This is a genomic window from Marilutibacter maris (assembly GCF_006546735.2).
Taxonomy (GTDB): domain Bacteria; phylum Pseudomonadota; class Gammaproteobacteria; order Xanthomonadales; family Xanthomonadaceae; genus Marilutibacter; species Marilutibacter maris.
Window position 1 is genome coordinate 1 of record NZ_VICD02000286.1, and the last position, 16,839, is coordinate 16,839.

12 protein-coding genes and 1 tRNA gene are annotated in these 16,839 nt (G+C 67.7%); 5 read left to right on the top strand and 8 right to left on the bottom strand.

The window, feature by feature from the left end; genetic code table 11:
• Positions 1 to 155: 155 nt before the first annotated feature.
• Entirely contained in the window at positions 156 to 1,892 is a 1,737-nt protein-coding gene (locus FKV24_RS16360; protein WP_141483135.1) for an alpha-amylase family glycosyl hydrolase, read from the bottom strand.
• Positions 1,889 to 3,394, bottom strand: coding sequence for an MFS transporter (locus tag FKV24_RS16365; RefSeq protein ID WP_141483136.1), 1,506 nt, complete (start codon positions 3,392 to 3,394; stop codon positions 1,889 to 1,891). Before FKV24_RS16365 ends, FKV24_RS16360 begins: the two co-directional genes overlap by 4 nt.
• Positions 3,395 to 3,754: 360 nt before the next feature.
• Between FKV24_RS16365 and FKV24_RS16370 the strand changes: the two genes are divergently transcribed.
• The 3 genes from FKV24_RS16370 (at position 3,755) to FKV24_RS16380 (ending at position 8,670) form a co-directional block, all read left to right on the top strand.
• Entirely contained in the window at positions 3,755 to 5,371 is a 1,617-nt protein-coding gene (locus FKV24_RS16370) for an alpha-glucosidase family protein (protein WP_141483137.1), read from the top strand.
• Between the two features lie 115 nt (positions 5,372 to 5,486).
• Complete coding sequence (locus FKV24_RS16375) at positions 5,487 to 7,490, top strand: glycoside hydrolase family 97 protein (RefSeq protein ID WP_249041065.1); 2,004 nt, start codon at positions 5,487 to 5,489, stop codon at positions 7,488 to 7,490.
• A gap of 79 nt (positions 7,491 to 7,569) precedes the next feature.
• Positions 7,570 to 8,670 carry an NAD(P)H-dependent flavin oxidoreductase gene (locus FKV24_RS16380; protein WP_141483139.1) on the top strand — a complete coding sequence of 367 codons (1,101 nt, stop codon included), beginning with the start codon at positions 7,570 to 7,572 and terminating at the stop codon, positions 8,668 to 8,670.
• A 31-nt stretch (positions 8,671 to 8,701) separates the two neighbouring features.
• On the opposite strand, the gene FKV24_RS16385 is transcribed toward FKV24_RS16380, so the two are convergent.
• On the bottom strand, positions 8,702 to 9,205 hold the full coding sequence (locus FKV24_RS16385; RefSeq protein WP_141483140.1) for a MarR family winged helix-turn-helix transcriptional regulator: 504 nt from the start codon (positions 9,203 to 9,205) through the stop codon (positions 8,702 to 8,704).
• Positions 9,206 to 9,355: 150 nt separating this feature from the next.
• Between FKV24_RS16385 and FKV24_RS16390 the strand changes: the two genes are divergently transcribed.
• Complete coding sequence (locus tag FKV24_RS16390) at positions 9,356 to 10,555, top strand: serine hydrolase domain-containing protein (protein WP_249041064.1); 1,200 nt, start codon at positions 9,356 to 9,358, stop codon at positions 10,553 to 10,555.
• 288 nt (positions 10,556 to 10,843) lie between these two features.
• On the opposite strand, the gene FKV24_RS16395 is transcribed toward FKV24_RS16390, so the two are convergent.
• The 5 genes from FKV24_RS16395 to FKV24_RS16415 form a co-directional block, all read right to left on the bottom strand.
• Positions 10,844 to 11,449, bottom strand: coding sequence for a TetR/AcrR family transcriptional regulator (locus FKV24_RS16395; protein ID WP_141483141.1), 606 nt, complete (start codon positions 11,447 to 11,449; stop codon positions 10,844 to 10,846).
• A complete protein-coding gene (locus tag FKV24_RS16400; protein WP_141483142.1) occupies positions 11,449 to 11,943 on the bottom strand; it encodes a hypothetical protein in 495 nt (164 codons plus the stop codon). The genes FKV24_RS16395 and FKV24_RS16400 overlap by 1 nt, the downstream gene beginning before the upstream one ends.
• A 273-nt stretch (positions 11,944 to 12,216) precedes the next feature.
• On the bottom strand, positions 12,217 to 13,737 hold the full coding sequence (locus FKV24_RS16405; RefSeq protein WP_141483143.1) for a hypothetical protein: 1,521 nt from the start codon (positions 13,735 to 13,737) through the stop codon (positions 12,217 to 12,219).
• Positions 13,738 to 14,007: 270 nt separating this feature from the next.
• On the bottom strand, positions 14,008 to 16,287 hold the full coding sequence (locus FKV24_RS19355) for a hypothetical protein (RefSeq protein WP_170288345.1): 2,280 nt from the start codon (positions 16,285 to 16,287) through the stop codon (positions 14,008 to 14,010).
• Between the two features lie 82 nt (positions 16,288 to 16,369).
• Positions 16,370 to 16,443, bottom strand: a tRNA-OTHER gene (locus FKV24_RS16415).
• 96 nt (positions 16,444 to 16,539) lie between these two features.
• On the opposite strand from FKV24_RS16415, the gene FKV24_RS20085 reads away from it, so the two are divergent.
• Positions 16,540 to 16,674, top strand: coding sequence for a hypothetical protein (locus FKV24_RS20085; RefSeq protein ID WP_283016216.1), 135 nt, complete (start codon positions 16,540 to 16,542; stop codon positions 16,672 to 16,674).
• Positions 16,675 to 16,839 lie beyond the last annotated feature (165 nt).

Consider the following 16,839-nt stretch of genomic DNA (forward strand, 5'->3'; position numbering starts at 1 on the left):
AGGTTCATCCGGGGCTCCTGGGGTGCTGTTTGGGTCGCACCTACAGAATTCCGGGATCGCCCCGGATGAACAACCTACTGAAAGATCACACCTAGACCAGACACCCCGTAGGAGCGGCGTAAGCCGCGAGGGCCTTCCCATGAACCTCGCCGCGGCTACCGGGTCCCGGGTGCCTCCGGGCCGCCGAGACGGCCGGCCATTGCGGTGTCCAGCGCCGCGCGCAGGTCGGCGCGACGGATCGGGGCGTTCAACACCCAGACCTCGACCCCGTGTGCCGGCACCCGGGTGTTCAGAGTCCCGCCCTCGCCAACCTCCTGCGCCTCGCCCGCGATCGCCGCCTGCCAGCGGCCGGCCTGCAGCCAGCGGGCGATCTCGAAATCCGCCGGCGCATCGCCCTTGTTCAGCAGCACCAGGGCGATCTGGGCGAAGTCGCCGTCCTGCAGCACCCGGTAGAACGCGGCGCGGTCGCCGGCCATTTCCAGGTTCAGCTGCAGCCCGCGCTGCAGTGCCGGGGTCACCTCGCGCACCCGCGCGATCCGCCGCAGCGCATCGTGGATCGGGTGGCCGGCGGCGCCATCGATGCGGGCCTGGCCGAAGTAGTTGCGGTTGCCGGCATGCTCGGCGGCGCCACGCATGAAACCCACCTCCGAGCCCTGGTAGACCACCGGGATGCCGCGCGCGGTGAACAGGAAATTGTGCGCATCGATGAAACCGTTGTCGCCGGCGTCCATCCGCGGCATGTCGTGGTTGTCGTAGAAGGTCATCAGCTCGTACGGATTCGCGTACGGCCCGCCGCTCAGGTACAGGCGCTCGGCGATGCGTTCGTAGCCGGGCGCCGGCGCCCCGTCCGGGCGCCGTGCGAACACCTCGTCGATGCGCTCCTTAAGCGGGAAGTCGAGCACGCTGACCGCGCCGTTCTGCGGCCAGGTGAACGGCGCGATCTTGTCCGGATCATGGTCGAAGGCCTCGCCGAACATGAAGAAGCCCGGGTGATCGGCGCGGATGCAGTCGCTGAACCCCTTCCAGAACGCCCCCGGCATGTGGCGGATGGTGTCGATGCGGAACGCCGCCGCGCCCTGGTCGATCCACTGCCGGTAGGCGCGGCAGAAGTAGTCCAGCACCTGCGGATTGGTATCGTCGTTGTTGGACAGCTGGGCCAGGTCGGGCTCGGTGTGGAAGAAGCGGTGCAACGGGTTGTGCGCCGGGTCCAGCTGGTCCGGCGCCAGGTTCTGGTGGTCGGCGACCAGGCGGCCGTCGGCGTCGTATATCTCGCCGAAGCCGGGCTGGTCGACCGGCATCGTGAACGACGGCGAGCCGTGGTTGCCGACGATGTCGAGCACGGTCTTCAGTCCGTGTTCCTGCAGGCCCGCGGTCAGGCCGGCGAAATCGAGGTCGCGACTGGGCAGGTGCTCGTCGAGGCGGAAGAAGTTCACCCCCCAGTAGCCGTGGTAGCCGGTCTTGCCTCGATCCTTGAAGAACGCGTCCGAGCCGACCGGATCGCCACCGGTGAAGGCCTCGTCGGGGTTGTCGACGATCGGGGTCAGCCAGACCGCGCCGAAGCCCATGTCGGCGATGTAGCCGGCATTGTCGAGCAGGCCGCGGAAGTCGCCGCCCAGATAGCCGATGTTGGCATCGTTGGCGTCAGGCAATGGGCGATCGAAGGTGCGCCGCTCGGGGTCCGGACCGCCCTGCTCGCGGTGGTCGTTGGACCGGTCGCCGTTGACGAAGCGGTCGGTCATCACGAAGTAGACCGCATCGGAGGCGAACGGCTCCAGGGTGCCGTAGTAGGGCGTGCGCAGGGTCGGCGCCGGCGCCGTGGGCGCGACCGGTTCGACGTGCGCGCAGCCTCCCAGCAGGGCGACGGCGACGGCCAGTGCCGACAGCCGCCTCATCGCAGCGCCTCCGTGGCCGTCGCGGCGCCGGCGATGCGCGGCTCGCGCACCCACAGCACGCACAGGCCGGCGACCAGCAGGCTGACCCCGCCGACCGCCAGCGCGTTGATCGGTGCGCCGCCGAGGAACTGCTTGAGCAGGAAGCCCAGCAGGCTGGCGGCGACCAGCTGCGGGATCACGATGAAGAAATTGAAGATGCCCATGTACACGCCCATCTTGCCCGCAGGCAGGCTATCGGAAAGCAGCGCGTAAGGCAGCGACAGGATCGAGGCCCAGGCGAAGCCGACCCCGACCATCGACAGCAGCAGCCAGTGCGGGTCGCGGAACCACAGGAACGACAGCAGCCCGAGCCCGCCGAGGCCGACATTGACCAGGTGGCTGATCCGCAGCCCCCAGGCCCGCACCATCAGCGGGATCACGATCGCCGCCAGCGCGGCGAAACCGTTGTAGGCGGCGAACAGCACCCCGACCCAGTTGGCGCCGGCGTTGTAGGCGGCCGAGCCGGTGTCGGTGCTGCCGAAATGCACCTCGGTCACCGCGCCGGTGGTGTAGATCCACATCGCGAACAGCGCGAACCAGGAGAAGAACTGCACGACCGCCAGCTGCACCATGGTCCACGGCATGTCGTACAGGTCGTCGACGATCCGCGCGAACGCGTTGTCGCCGCCCACCTGCTGGCGCAGCAGGACGGCGATGCCCAGGGCGGCGATCATCCCGCCCAGCACGGTCAGCGCCTTGTCGAAGCCGTAGTGCAGGATCGTGAAGACCGCGCCGGCGCCCAGCAGCACGCAGGCGATCCCGATCGCGCGCAGCAGCCCCTGGTTGCGCGGCCGCCGCGCCAGCGTCGGCGCCTCGTCCCAGCGCGCGTTGAGTTCCGGTGGGTACTCGCGGGTGCTGACGATGGTCCAGCCGACCGCGGCCAGCAGCACCGCGCCGCCGGCGTAGAACGCGTAGCGCACCGTCGCCGGCACCTCGCCCGGCGCGGCGGTGTTGGCCACGCCCAGGTGTTCGAGCAGATAGGGCAGCAGACTGGCGACGACCGCGCCGACGCCAATGAAGAAGCTCTGCATCGCGTAGCCGCTGGCGCGCTGGCGGGCCGGCAGCTGGTCGCCGACGAAGGCGCGGAACGGCTCCATCGAGATGTTGATCGAGGCGTCGAGGATCCACAGGGTGCCGGCGGCGACCCACAGCACCGGCGAGTTCGGCATCACGAACAGGGCCAGGGTCGACAACAGCGCGCCGATCAGGAAGTACGGGCGCCGCCGGCCGAGCCCGGTCCAGGTGCGGTCGGACAGGTAGCCGACGATGGGCTGCACGATCAGACCGGTCAGCGGCGCGGCGATCCACAGCATCGGGATGTCGTCCATCTCCGCGCCGAGGGTCTGGAAGATGCGGCTGGCATTGGCATTCTGCAGGGCGAAGCCGAACTGGATGCCGAGGAAGCCGAAGCACATGTTCCAGATCTGCCAGAACGAGAGCGCCGGCTTGGCGGCGGACGTCATGGGCGCGGTGTCTGCGGTTGTCGCTGAAGTCATTCGGTTTCCCTGGCGGGTGGACGCATGCCGGCGCGCGGACGCCGCATGCTGGATCTGGCGCCATTGTTCGTGCCGGCGCCCGGTATCGCCAAGCCAGCCGCGCAGAAGCATCCTGCGACGCAGCACGGGCCGCGCCGGCGGCACCGTCGCGCACGCACGGGCGATGCCGCCAACTCTGGCAAAGGCAGGGACGCATGCTAGTCAGGCATCGCACTGCAACATGCGCAGGTGCAAACGTATTCACCGGTCGCGGCCGCGAAACGCCTGTTCCGGCAGGGTCCGACCGTGGAATAGTTGCCGCCCGGAACCGAACCGCTGGGGACAGGCATGACGACGGCTTCATGGTGGCACGGCGCGGTGATCTACCAGATCTATCCGCGCAGCTTCCTCGACACCAACGGCGATGGCGTCGGCGACCTGCCGGGCATCGTCGAGAAGCTCGATTACGTCGCCAGCCTCGGTGTGGACGCGATCTGGATCTCGCCGTTCTTCAAGTCGCCGATGGCCGATTTCGGCTACGACATCGCCGACTACCGCGATGTCGATCCGCTGTTCGGCACCCTGGACGATTTCGACCGCCTGCTGGCCAAGGCGCATTCGCTCGGGATCAAGGTGATGATCGACCAGGTGCTCAGCCACACCTCGGCGCAGCACGCCTGGTTCCAGGAAAGCCGCGAGAGCCGCGACAACGCCAAGGCCGACTGGTACGTCTGGGCCGACGCCCGCGAGGACGGCACCCCGCCGAACAACTGGCTGTCGATCTTCGGCGGCGTCGCCTGGCAGTGGGAGCCGCGCCGAGAGCAGTACTACCTGCACAACTTCCTGACCTCGCAGCCGGACCTGAACTTCCACTGCGCCGACGTGCGCCAGGCGACCCTGGACAACGTCGACTTCTGGCTCAAGCGCGGCGTCGACGGCCTGCGCCTGGACGCGATCAACTTCTGCTACCACGACGCCCAGCTGCGCGACAATCCACCCAAGCCCGCGCACCTGCGGGTCGGCCGCGGCTTCAGCGCCGACAACCCCTACGCCTACCAGTACCACTACTACAACAACACCCAGCCCGAGACCCTGTTGTTCATGGAGGAACTGCGCGGGCTGATGGACCGCCACGGCGACGTCGCCGCGCTGGGCGAGTTCTCCTCCGAGGACTCGCTGGCGACCATGGCCGAGTACGTCGGCGACCAGCGCCTGCACATGGGCTACAGCTTCGAGCTGCTGACCGAGGACTTCAGCGTCGGCTACATCCGCGGCACGGTCGAGAACCTGGAGTCGAAGATGCCGCACGGCTGGCCGTGCTGGGCGATCTCCAATCACGACGTCGAGCGCGCGGTCAGCCGCTGGGGCCGCGAGCAGGCCTCCGACGCGCTGGCCGCGCAGCTGGTCGCGCTGGTGTGTTCGCTGCGCGGCTCGGTCTGCCTGTACCAGGGCGAGGAGCTGGGCCTGCCCGAAGCCGAGGTGCCGTTCGAGGCGCTGCAGGATCCCTACGGCATCTCGTTCTGGCCGAACTTCAAGGGCCGCGACGGTTGCCGCACGCCACTGCCGTGGACCGGCGCCGACGATGCCGGCTTCTCCAGCGGCGCGCCGTGGCTGCCGATTCCCGACGATCACCGCGTCCGCAGCGTGCAGGCGCAGGAGGCCGACCCGGCCTCGGTGCTCAACCTCACCCGCCGCTTCCTGCGCTGGCGCAAGTCGCTGCCGGCCCTGGTCCACGGCGACATCCAGTTCCTGGATACCCACGAGCCGGTGCTCGCCTTCACCCGCGGCCTCGGCGACGAGCGCCTGCTGGCGGTGTTCAACCTGTCGGCCAGCGAGGTCGACTGGCGCCTGCCCGAAGGGTTGGAACCACACCCGCTCGACGGTCACGGCCTGCTCACCGGCACGCTCGCCCGCGACGAACTGAAGCTGCCGCCGCGCGGCGTCTACTTCGCCCGCCTGGGCTGAGGCGGACGCCCGGGGACAATCTGGAGGACACCCGATGCTGAAGAACACTCTCTCCCCACGCGGCCTCGCCCCACGCGCCCTCGCCCCGCTCGGCCTCGTCACCGCACTCGCACTGATGCCATGGGCCGACCTGCACGCCGAGACCGTGGCCCGGATCGAATCGCCCGGCAAGGTGCTGACGGTGGAGCTGGACCTCAGCGAGGGGCGCCTGGCCTACCGGGTGCTGCGTTTCGGCGAGCCGGTGATCGACGACTCGCGACTGGGCTTCCGTCTGCGCGGCGCCGAGAAGCTCGAGCGCAACCTTGCCCTGCTCTCCACCGCCACCGACAGCGCCGACGCCACCTGGGAGCAGCCCTGGGGCGAGAACCGCTTCGTCCGCGACCATCACAACGCGCTGCGCGCACGCTTCCACGAGACCGCCGCGCCGGGGCGCCGCTTCGACGTGGTGGTGCGGGTGTTCGACGACGGCCTGGGCTTTCGCTACGAGTTCCCCGAGCAGTCCGGCATGGACGAGGCGATCATCGACGACGAGCTGACCGAGTTCGCCATCCACGATCCGGCCACCGCATGGTGGATTCCCGCCGGCGAATGGAACCGCTACGAGTATCTGTACCAGCGCACGCCGCTGGCGCAGGTCACCCAGGCGCACACGCCGATGACGGTGCGCACCGACAATGGTCTGCATATCGCCTTCCACGAGGCCGCCCTGGTCGACTACGCCGGCATGTGGCTGCGCCGCACCGAGGGGCAACGCTTCCGCGCCCAGCTGGCGCCGGCCTCGGAGGGCTGGAAGGTGCGGCGCTCGCTGCCGTTCCACACGCCCTGGCGCACCGTGCAGATCGCCGACAGCGCGGCCGCCCTGTACGAGTCCTCCGATCTGACCCTCAACCTCAACGAGCCCAACAAGCTCGGCGACGTCGGCTGGTTCACCCCGGCCAAGTACGTCGGCGTCTGGTGGTCGCTGCATCTGGACACCGAGACCTGGGCGACCGGGAAGAAGCACGGCGCGACCACCGCCAACACCCGCCGCTACATCGACTTCGCCGCCGAGCACGGCTTCCGCGGGGTGCTGGTCGAGGGCTGGAACCCGGGCTGGGACGGCAACTGGTTCGGCAACGGCTACGACTTCGACTTCACCCGCGCCACCGACGACTTCGACATCGAGGCGCTGTCGGCCTATGCCGCCTCCAAGGGCGTGCACCTGATCGGCCATCACGAGACCGCCTGCGCGGTCAGCCACTACGAGGACCAGATGGAGGATGCGTTCGCGATGAACGCGCGGCTGGGCATCGACGTGGTCAAGACCGGCTACGTCTGCGACGCCGGCCAGATCGAGCGCCGCATCGACGGCGGCAGCGCATCAGGCAAGGGCCGCATCGTCCGCGAGTGGCACGACGGCCAGTGGAACGCCAACCACCACCTGCGCGCGGTCGAGGCCGCCGCCCGCCACCGGGTCGCGATCAACGCCCACGAGCCGATCAAGGACACCGGACTGCGCCGCACCTATCCGAACTGGGTCTCGCGCGAGGGCGCGCGCGGCATGGAATACGGCGCCTGGGGCAACCCGACCAACCCGCCCGAACACGAGGTCAACCTGGTGTTCACCCGCATGCTGTCGGGGCCGATGGACTACACCCCCGGCATCCTCAGCCTGCAGGGCCGCGGCCAGGCGATCCAGACCACCCTGGCCAAGCAACTGGCGCTGTACGTGGTGCTGTACAGCCCGGTGCAGATGGTCGCCGACCTGCCGGAGCACTACGCCAAACACAGGGACGCATTCCAGTTCATCGAGGACGTGCCGGCCGACTGGGCCGAAACCCGCGTGCTCGACGGCGAGGTCGGCGACTTCGTGACCTTCGCCCGCAAGGACCGCCACAGCGAGGACTGGTACCTGGGCAGCATCAGCGACGAACACGGCCGCCTGCTGGAAGTGCCGCTGTCGTTCCTGCAGCCCGGCCGCCGCTACACCGCGCAGATCTACCGCGACGGCGACGGTGCCCACTGGCGCGACAAGCCGTTCGCGTTCGCGCGCGAGCAGCGCGAGGTCACCAGCGCCGACGTGCTGACGCTCAAGCTCGCCGCCGGCGGCGGCCAGGCGATCCGCTTCGTCGCCCACTGAGGCGAACCGGCCCGGCCTCGCACGAGGTCCGGCGAACCGGTCCGGCTAGACTGGGTGCATCGTTGAGCGGAGCCACGCGATGCACCCCCTGCAGGCGATCGCCGGCATCGAACTGCCGGTCATCCAGGCGCCGATGGCCGGAGTCCAGGACGAGGCGCTGGCGATCGCGGTCGCCGATGCCGGCGGCCTGGGCTCGATGCCCTGCGCGATGCTCGACCACGCACGCATCGAAGCCGCACTGCAACGCTTCGCGACGCTGGCGCGGCCGATCAACCTGAACTTCTTCTGCCACACCCTGGCCGCGCCCGATCCCGCCCGCGAGCAAGCCTGGCGGCAAGCGCTGGCGCCCTATTACGAGGAACTGGGCCTGGCGATGCCGGCGCCGGACGGCACCGGCGCGCGACGGCCGATCGACGCCGCCACCGTCGACCTGCTCGAACGCCATCGCCCGCGCATCCTCAGCTTCCATTTCGGACTGCCGGCGCCGCCCCTGCTGCAACGGATCAAGGCCTGGGGCGCGACCGTGCTGGCCTCGGCGACCACGCCCGAGGAAGGCCTGTGGCTGCAGCGCAACGGCGCCGACTTGGTGATCGCCCAGGGCATCGAGGCCGGCGGCCATCGCGGCCACTTCCTCGCCGACGACCTGTCCGGCCAGCGCCCCACCGCCGAGCTGGTCGCGGCCCTCGCCGCCACGCTGACGGTGCCGGTGATCGCCGCCGGCGGCATCGGCGGTCGCGCCGATGTCGAAGCGCACCTCGCCACCGGGGCCTGCGCGGTCCAGGCCGGCACCGCCTACCTGCAATGCCCGGAGGCGACCACCAGCGCCGTGCATCGGACCGCACTGAACCAGGCCGCGTCTGACCCGCCCGGACGCGAGGCCGCGATCACCCGTCTTTTCAGCGGCCGCCCCGCCCGCGGCCTGGTCAACCGGCTGATGCGCGAGCTGGGCCCGATGTCGCCCCAGGCCCCGCCCTTCCCCAGGGCCTCGCAGGCCCTCGCCCCGCTGCGCGCCGCCGCCGAAGCCCGCGGCCGCGACGACTTCAGCCCGCTATGGTCGGGCAGCCGGCCCGGTCGCTTCGATGGCCTGGATGCGGCGGCGGTGACGCGGGTGTTGGCGGGGGGGGTGAGGGGACTCGATAGCGAAGTGGGGCGGCTTTCGGCCAGAAGCAGCCGCTCATGATCGGCCTGAGGCATTCGCTCGGAGGCTTGCGCTAGTCTGCCCTCTTGAACAATTTCGCACGGTCGCAGACTGATCGCTTTTCGAGCGCGCATTCCAATCGATCAAGCATTTTCACAACCCCTCCCGCTTCTCGATCCAGAGCTTCTGCAGCAGCCGATAGAGCCGCCCATGCAGGCCTCAAGCGGTTCACGAGGGTTCGCCCTTTCCTTGAAAGACTGAGCTTTCTGCGGCGGGCGTCTTCCGGATCCGCCGTTGTTTCGACCAATCCAGCTTTATGCAATGAGTCACGTGTCTGGCTCACCGAAACATGACGTATGCCCAACGCCTCGGATAGCTCCCCCACCGTGAGCGAATCAAATTGATCCAGCAGGTTCAGTGTGCCGTACCAACGTTGTTCGAACTCCACACCCAGTTCCGCATAGAACTGCGCGACTTCTCGATCGATCCGTTCTGAGAGGCGCCGAAGCCTCGCGCCCAAAGCGGCGCCACCTGCGCGCGATGTGTAGTTGCTCAGATCCGCTTTGTTATCGACCATTGGCTTGACAGTATATGTAGGCGCCTACACAATAATCGAGAAAGACCTGCCGCGCAACTCGATGGCAGGGCCACTACCTCGTATTCAAGCCAATCCGACTTCTTCCTTCTTTTGCGCAAAGCCATACCCACCGCACAAAGGGCCAAGTACGTGACCGATCCCAATACCCTCGATGCTTTCCTGATGCAACGGCGCAGGCTGATGGGTGCAGGGCTCGCAGCCTTTGCCCTGCCCGCCATGGGCAAGAACAGAAGTGGCCCTGCCACAACGCCCGATGCATTCGATACGTTCGTCGCCGAACAGATGCGTCTGGCCAACATCCCGGGATTGGCGGTGGGTTTGGCCCGGGGAGGTAACGTTCGCCTCGTGCGGGGCTATGGCTATGCCAACATCGAGCAGCGCCGGCCCGTGACCGTCGATACGCAGTTCCACATTGCTTCGATCACGAAGACGGTGACCGCCGCGGCAATCATGCAACTCGCCGACGATGGGCGATTGACGCTGGACGAACCCGTGGCTCGTCATCTCGATTTCCCGCTCAACAATCCGAACCACCCGACTGCGCCGATCACCTTTCGGGAGCTTCTGACGCATACCTCCAGCCTGTCGGACGCCAAATACTATGAAATCGACTTTCGTGTGCGGGGTCAGGATGCGACGTTGTCACTGTCCGATTTTCTGAAGAACTACCTTGTGCCGACTGGATCGGTCTATTCCAGCGACAAATGCTTCTCGAAGGTGATGCCTGGCTCGACATGGGATTACAGCAATGTCGGCTATGCCCTGCTCGGCTATCTCGCCAGCCGCATCGCCGCAAAGGACATGCGACAACAGACCCGCGAGCGAATATTCGCGCCACTGGGCATGCACGATACTCACTGGAGACTAAGTGATACGCCCAGGAGACGGAGCGTAATTCCTTACGACGTGATCGATGGCGTTCTCAAGCCGTTGGAGCCGGTTGGTTTCCCCGATTGGCCGGCCGGCATGCTTCGCTCCTCCGTCGCCGACTTCACACGCTTCGTGGCCGCCTCCGCCAATGGAGGTACTGCTCAGGGCGTCAGGATCCTCAGGTCGGAAACCATGGCGCAGATGCTGGACATGCAGACGCCAATAGGGTTGCCCGATTGGCTCACTGGCCAAGGCCTCGGCTGGATGGCTTCGCGATTGAACGGCGCAGTGAAGCCAAATCACTGGGGGGGCGATCCGGGTGTTTTTACGGCCGTCTATTTGGACCCCGCTAGCCAGGCTGGTGTTGTTCTTTTCTCCAATGCAAGCGCTTCGAGCCAAAGTAAATCGGCAATCAGAAGCATCGCCAGTCGGTTGTTAAGCGTGGATGCCCACGGTTGACGCCCAGGAAACACCGCTGTTTCTTCGGCCACAAAGGCAAGAGAAATGGCCATCTGACCCATATCTCCGGTATCCGCTGATCGGCTCTATGGCAGCTTCGGGTCGAAACCCGCCATTGCCACCCGTACCCGGAAACAACAGACCCCGGACGCACTCCAGCATCCGGGGCTGATCGCGACAGCTTGAACTCGGCCGGCCGGAACCGGCTCAGGTCCGCTGGACGGCGTCGCCAGCCAATGCGCTCTCGAACAGGCGCGCGCCCTCCCCGGCCCGGCCCGGCGCGCGCCGCTATGCCGCGCTCATGCGATCCAGGGACAGCTTGGCGATCTTCCAGAACATCGACGCATCCCCTGTGGCCCGGGCAGACAGCATCGCTCCGTGTATCGACGCAATGAATACGGCCGCTTCGGCCGAGGGGGTATCGGCCAGCCGTATCCGTCGCGTCGAAGCGCCCGCCTCCAGGGTCGAGGCAACCCAGGCCTGAAGGTCTTCGAAATGCGCTCCGACCTCACTCGCCACCTCCGCCGGAACGGCCGGAAGTTCCGCCGCCAGGAGCGCGCAGATGCAGATCGGTGGATTCGAGGCCTGGATGCATTCCGCCCAGAAATTGCAGTAGGCGCCAAGCCGGTCCAGGGGATCGGGAACCGATTGATCCAGCGACTGCAGGCCACGTCGCGTGGCGTCGCGATGGAGCGCGACCGTCGCCTTCACCAGATCCGCCTTGGCGGGGAAGTGGTAGTGGATGCTCGCCTTCCTCACCCCGACCCGCTCGGCGATGTCCGCGTAGCTGAAGCCGTGGTACCCGCCCGATGCGAGCCGCTCGTTGGTGTGCTGGATGATTTCCAGGGCTTTCGGCGAATACTGCGGGTGCGGCTCGGGGCTGGGTGTGGACATCAGTCGTCTCTGTTGCGGGTCGCGGCACCTTGCCTGTACAGCGCGCGCATCTGCAAGGGAATGCCGATCATCAGCGCCAGAAGCAGCAGCCCCTGCACCGCGAGCAGCAGCGGATCCTTCAGGTCGGTCGCGAGCGGATTGCCGACGGGCAGCCTGCGCAGGCTCTCGCTCACCGTGGGCACCATCAGCAGAAACACGCTGATGCTGAGCGAAGCGGTCTCGATGTACTTGCCGAACCGTCCCGCCGCCGACCATTTCGAGATGCCGTATCCGAGAAGCAGCATCGCCAACGCGATGGTCGCGACGGCCAGGCTCACCGGCTGATGCGCAATGGGATACACCGTGAGTATGCCCAGCAGCATGAACCAGAAGTAGGCGCGGCCCGCCCCGCTTCCGGGAACGATCCGCCCATGCCTGACCAGCATGTAGGCGGCCAGCGGGATGGCCGGGAGGCTGCCCAGCGTGTGGATCCAGCCAACAAGAGAAATGCCCATGGGGTCGTTCCGATTGAGGAGCGGCGCACTCTACCTGCTAGTAGGTAGATAATCAACCGATCTCCCAGGAATCCCCTGCAGCACCCGGCCGCTTCGATGGCATGGATGCGGCGGCGGTGACGCGGGGGCTGGCCGGGGTGGGATGAGGAGTTTCCGGTCGCGGATACGTGGGCGCGGCGGCTTGCGATCAGAGGCGGACACCGCCGATCGGCCGGCAGGCCAGCCCTACCGCCTGGCAAGCGGCGTCGACACTACGGCGATGGTCCACCCGCTTCAGTGGCGAAGAAGCGCCGCCTGGATCTGCGATACACGCGTCGGCCCCAGCTCCGCTGCGCGTTCGGTGGTCGCGTCGAGCAGGGCGCGCTTGCGCATGTCGCTCAACGGGGCATAGGTTTCGCTTCGCCCGATCCAGTCGTCGATGGCGGCCAGCCACCATTGACGATCGACATCGCCGGTCCGCGCGGCCAGCAGCAGTTTGAGGCCGGCCCACAGTCCGGCGAATCCAAGAAGCCCGATCAGACGTACCCGGCCGTCGTCTTCGACTTCCGGGTCCGCCAGGATGCCCCGGACCAGGCTGGGGTCGATCACAATCGCACTGTCCCGAACCGCAGCGGCCAGGGTCGCCAGCACCCGACCGCCACCGAGCTGGAGCTGTTGGCCAACCACTTCCGGCGGGATCGGCTGACCGATTCGCAACAGTCCCTTCAGGGCATGCTGGCGAACAACGGATCGCGTCTCGGGCAGGCATCTGCGAAACCGTGCCGCATCCTCCTCCTGTGGGTCCTCGGCCAGCGATGCCAACGCCCCGGCATGGGCCTGCGCCGCCGGGCGATCGAGAGCGGCGCGCCAGGTCGCGCGCGCATCGGCGCCGCCCTGACGCGCGAGGTAGGCGGCGAGGCGCCTGACACCCGCCGACCTGTCGAGCAGCGCAGCCGGCAGCGCCGCCCGGGCGGCCACGACATCGACCGCTGCGAGCGCACGCAGGCCTTCCCGCCGGACGACCGGATGCGGCGCCCTCAGCCCGGACGCGGCCAGAGCGCCCATGGACCGTGCATCGAGCGTCGCTTGCGCGTGGCGCAACGCATGCAGGCCGATACGCGGATCGGGCTGCATCAGGGCCTGCGGGAGGAGCGACGTCTCGCCGCGTTCCAGCGACTTTCGATAGGCCCAGACGCGAACGTCCGGACCGCCGGCCTGACGCGCCCGGCACAGGAACCCATCGCTGGCCGAAGCAAACGCCCAGCCTTCGACTTTCTCCGCAAGCCATCCATCGGTCGAGCGTTCGCGATGCTGCAGCTGTAGCACGATCGGCCACACCGCCACGACGTCGTCGATCGCACAGGTTCGAAGCATCCGCACGACCGCGTCGCGCGCGGCAGACCGGACCTGCGGCACCCAGTCCACGGAACGGATCAGGGCCGCGGCGAGCGTGAGAGAGCCCGGGAACTCGCCAAGATGCCCGACGGCCTTCTCCCGTTCCCGCCCGTCCCGGTGCGAACACGCCACGAACAGCAGCGACTGCCGCGCCTCCTCGCTCATGGGACACGTCACGATGCATCGCAAGGTGTCGGACGGCCAGGTGCAATAGGCAAGGCTCAAGTATCCGCGAAGCCGCTGGTCGATGACCATCAACCTGTCCGTGCCGACGGTATGAAGGAAGCGCGCGGCATCGATCGGCCGGCCCTGCCCCGTCAACGGGTTGAGCGCATCGCTCAGGCGCCGCGGCAGCGCGCCACAGGGGTTGACGGCCCGCACCAGGATCTCGGGAAATCGAAAGGAAGTACGCCAGTCCATCGGCTTTCTATTCGTGTAGGGGAGCGGAAGGACTCTGGCATTGTCAGCGCTGCCAAGCAGCGCTGACAATGCGCAAGACCCTCGTGATGCTGCTGCATGCTGGATGAGGCCAGCCCCGTTGCGGAAGTTGCCGTGACCTGGCACAGCCATCCTGGTAGCACTCGCGCTTCACCCATCCCGTGGGCGCCCGTCGCGCCAGACGCCACCGCCCCTGCTCCAGGGCTGCAACGGAATGACGCCTCCGGACAGCTTACCGAGCGAACATCACGCTCAACCGCGATCGACCACGGCGGCGGAAGGCGGGCCAAGCAGCCAGTGCCGCCCCAGCGTCCAGCCCCGGAACACGCGTGCACCTTCCGCGGTTGCGCCCTGCTGCGGCAGGCTGTGGCCGTCGGCGGCCCGGCGCAGCCCCAGGAATACCGGCCAAAAGCATTGCTTGAACGATTCCGGCTGGGTCAGGTAGCGGGCCTGGATCGCATCGATGGCTCGCCGCTGTGCGGACGCGTCCAGCAGAGACAGGTAGAACAGCATCTGCCGCCACGCGTACGCGGTGTTCTTCAGCATGATCAGGCCTGCGTGATGCTCTTCGATCCGCATCTGCTGGCGTGCGCAGATCCATTCGAAGCAGGTCAATGCCAGCTCGCCCAGGCGCGGGCGCAATCGCTCGCCCAGCCCGAGGTCGGCGAACAGCAGCGCCAGGTTCTGCGTGGTCAGGATCTGCTGTTGCTCGATGACGGCACCGTTCGCTGCCGCATTCCATCCGCCCAGCTCCACACCGGCACGACGCGCGCATAACACCGCCAATGCGTCGCTCTTACGTGGTTGTGGGCGCCGCCACCAGGGCTTGGACATGGGAACCTCGCGGCAGTCGGGCAGTGCCGCGAGTGCATCGGTATCGATCGCGTAATAGCGTGCGTACAGGGTGCCGGCCATCGATCGGCCCGCGCGCCTGGCGGCATCGGCGAACTTGTCCGAGAACTCGCCCATGAAGATGTCGGCCGCGACCTCGTCGACGAACGGAAGCTCGACCTTCGCCACCTTGGCAAGGGTGCGGAACTGCTGCAACAGCTTGTTCGGAACGATCGTTTGAGGGAAAGCGGATATCGCCAGGGTCGCCGACTCGACCAGCGCCTGGCGGGCGGTCCCGGCGGCGCCGGCATCGGTCCGGCGGTCGGCCTCGATCGCCGCGACCCAGGGCAGCTCGCCGATCGCGACCTGACTCTGCAGGTCGAGCAGCAACAGCGAGCGACGTCGATTGAAGGCGCGGTAGGTCGCCGCATCCAACGCACGCAACGTGGCGTCGCCGAACCCGGCGCTGCGGATCTCGGCGGTCATCGCCGGCAACAGTTGGGCCATAGTCTCGGCCGAGGTAACCAGACCGTGCTCGATCAACTCGGCCACCGTTCCACTGCGGCAACGCTCCAGCCGCCTGCGCACCGGCTGCGGCAATGACGCCCCTTCCGGTATGGCAAAGGCTGTGGCCTCCGCCGCGGTGACCGGCTCCAGCAGTGGCTGGAAGTCGGCGATGCCCGCATCGGCCTGGTAACCGGCCAGACGTGCCGCCAGCACCCTGGCTACCCGGTGGTGATCAGGCGCCGCGATCTGCCGATGCTGCCGATCGCGATGCGCACGATGGGTCGGCGAACCAGGCTCGCCATACTTGTCGACGAAATCGCCGACGATGCGCCGGATGCGGCCGACTTCCCGACCACCAAGCGCTTCGGGATCGCTGGCGCAACGGGCGAGCAGGGCGTACAGCTCGGCAACCCGTCCCCGCGCCTGCACGCCTTCACGCCGGGCGGCCTGATACCGCTCGCACAGCGATTCGGCCTGCCCACGCCATCCCGGCGGGTAGTGCCGGCAGGGCCAGTCCCTCGCATAGGTGGCCAGGAAGTGTTCGACCGCCGCATCGTAGAGCGGCAGGCGCACCTCGATGGCCTGTCGCTGCAGCGCCACCTGCGCCTGCACCGACTGCGCGGCAAGCCGGGCCCTGACCGTGCCGACATCGAATACGTGCACCTCCGCCGCCGATGCCGGCAACCCACGGGCCGGCGGCGGGAAGAAGCGCAAGCGGCCGAAGAACGGCGCAATCGTCTCGATCAACGTCCGCGCCTGCTCGTGGCGTTGCTGCTGCAACAGCCAGACGGCCACCGGCAGCGCCGCTTCCTCCGGCACGTCGATCCGGTAGTCGCCGCTTTCCAGGCGCGCCTGCAACATCCGGATGCCGGCGTCGCCGAGATGCCAGGCATTCAAATCGAGCCGCTCGTGACCAGGGCGGATGCCTGGAATCGAAGCCGCCAGCTCGCGTTCGTATTCGCTCAGCTCACCTCCCGCCAGCAGGCGACCGGTCGCAAAGCCGCCGGTCACCACCTCCGGCGTCGCCCAGGCCGGAATCTCGGCGAACGGCGTGCGCGACCCATAGTCGGCAGTACCTTCGAGAACGTGCGCCAGCACCTGCTGCCAGCGGGCGATCCGCGCCGTAGCGCGCGCCCGCGTCTGCGGATCAGGACCCGTTTCCTCGGTAAGCAGCGCCCGCGACAACTGGGACATTGCATACCCCGCACCGACGGGCGGTGGCGTGTCGAACGGAACGTCCTTTCTTGACATGCGCCCTCAGGAGCGTGCGGCGGAATGGGTCCGGGGGCTGGAGTCGAACCAGCGCCCACTCGGTACGAGCCGAGCGTTCTACCGCTGAACTACCCCGGATCAGGGACCCCATCTTGCCTGTCGCCGGCGACAAAGCAACCGCGCCTACGCATCGACCATGAATGACGCCAGCAGGCGTATGCCGGTACCGTCGCGATGGGTCAAGGCCTGGAGCGCGACCTTGCTGGCCTCGGCGCCCGTGGCTGCAGCGCAACGGCGCCGACCTGGTCGGTCGCCCAGGATATCGGGGCCGGCGCCAACACGGTCCAGGCCGACACCGCCTACCAGTAATGGTCCGGAAGCCAGCGCCGGCGCGCTGCACGGGACGGCTTGGTTGGACTCGATGGCCTCCGCGTCAGCCTGACTTGCCCTTCAGGCATGTCTCGTCGGCGGCAGGCGCGAAGCCGTCAGGCCAGTCGACAGGAAAGCCCCGATGCGCGGCACGACGCCACGCAT

Bases quoted from the DNA above. Each gene is read 5' to 3' on its own strand.
- FKV24_RS16385 (WP_141483140.1), bottom strand. From the start codon at position 9,205: ATGGTCGATAACAAAGCGGATCTGAGCAACTACACATCGCGCGCAGGT.
- FKV24_RS16380 (WP_141483139.1), top strand. From the start codon at position 7,570: ATGCACCCCCTGCAGGCGATCGCCGGCATCGAACTGCCGGTCATCCAG.
- FKV24_RS16370 (WP_141483137.1), top strand. From the start codon at position 3,755: ATGACGACGGCTTCATGGTGGCACGGCGCGGTGATCTACCAGATCTAT.
- FKV24_RS16395 (WP_141483141.1), bottom strand. From the start codon at position 11,449: ATGTCCACACCCAGCCCCGAGCCGCACCCGCAGTATTCGCCGAAAGCC.
- FKV24_RS16400 (WP_141483142.1), bottom strand. From the start codon at position 11,943: ATGGGCATTTCTCTTGTTGGCTGGATCCACACGCTGGGCAGCCTCCCG.
- FKV24_RS16360 (WP_141483135.1), bottom strand. From the start codon at position 1,892: ATGAGGCGGCTGTCGGCACTGGCCGTCGCCGTCGCCCTGCTGGGAGGC.
- FKV24_RS19355 (WP_170288345.1), bottom strand. From the start codon at position 16,287: ATGTCCCAGTTGTCGCGGGCGCTGCTTACCGAGGAAACGGGTCCTGAT.
- FKV24_RS16365 (WP_141483136.1), bottom strand. From the start codon at position 3,394: ATGACGTCCGCCGCCAAGCCGGCGCTCTCGTTCTGGCAGATCTGGAAC.
- FKV24_RS16405 (WP_141483143.1), bottom strand. From the start codon at position 13,737: ATGGACTGGCGTACTTCCTTTCGATTTCCCGAGATCCTGGTGCGGGCC.
- FKV24_RS20085 (WP_283016216.1), top strand. From the start codon at position 16,540: ATGGGTCAAGGCCTGGAGCGCGACCTTGCTGGCCTCGGCGCCCGTGGC.
- FKV24_RS16375 (WP_249041065.1), top strand. From the start codon at position 5,487: ATGCCATGGGCCGACCTGCACGCCGAGACCGTGGCCCGGATCGAATCG.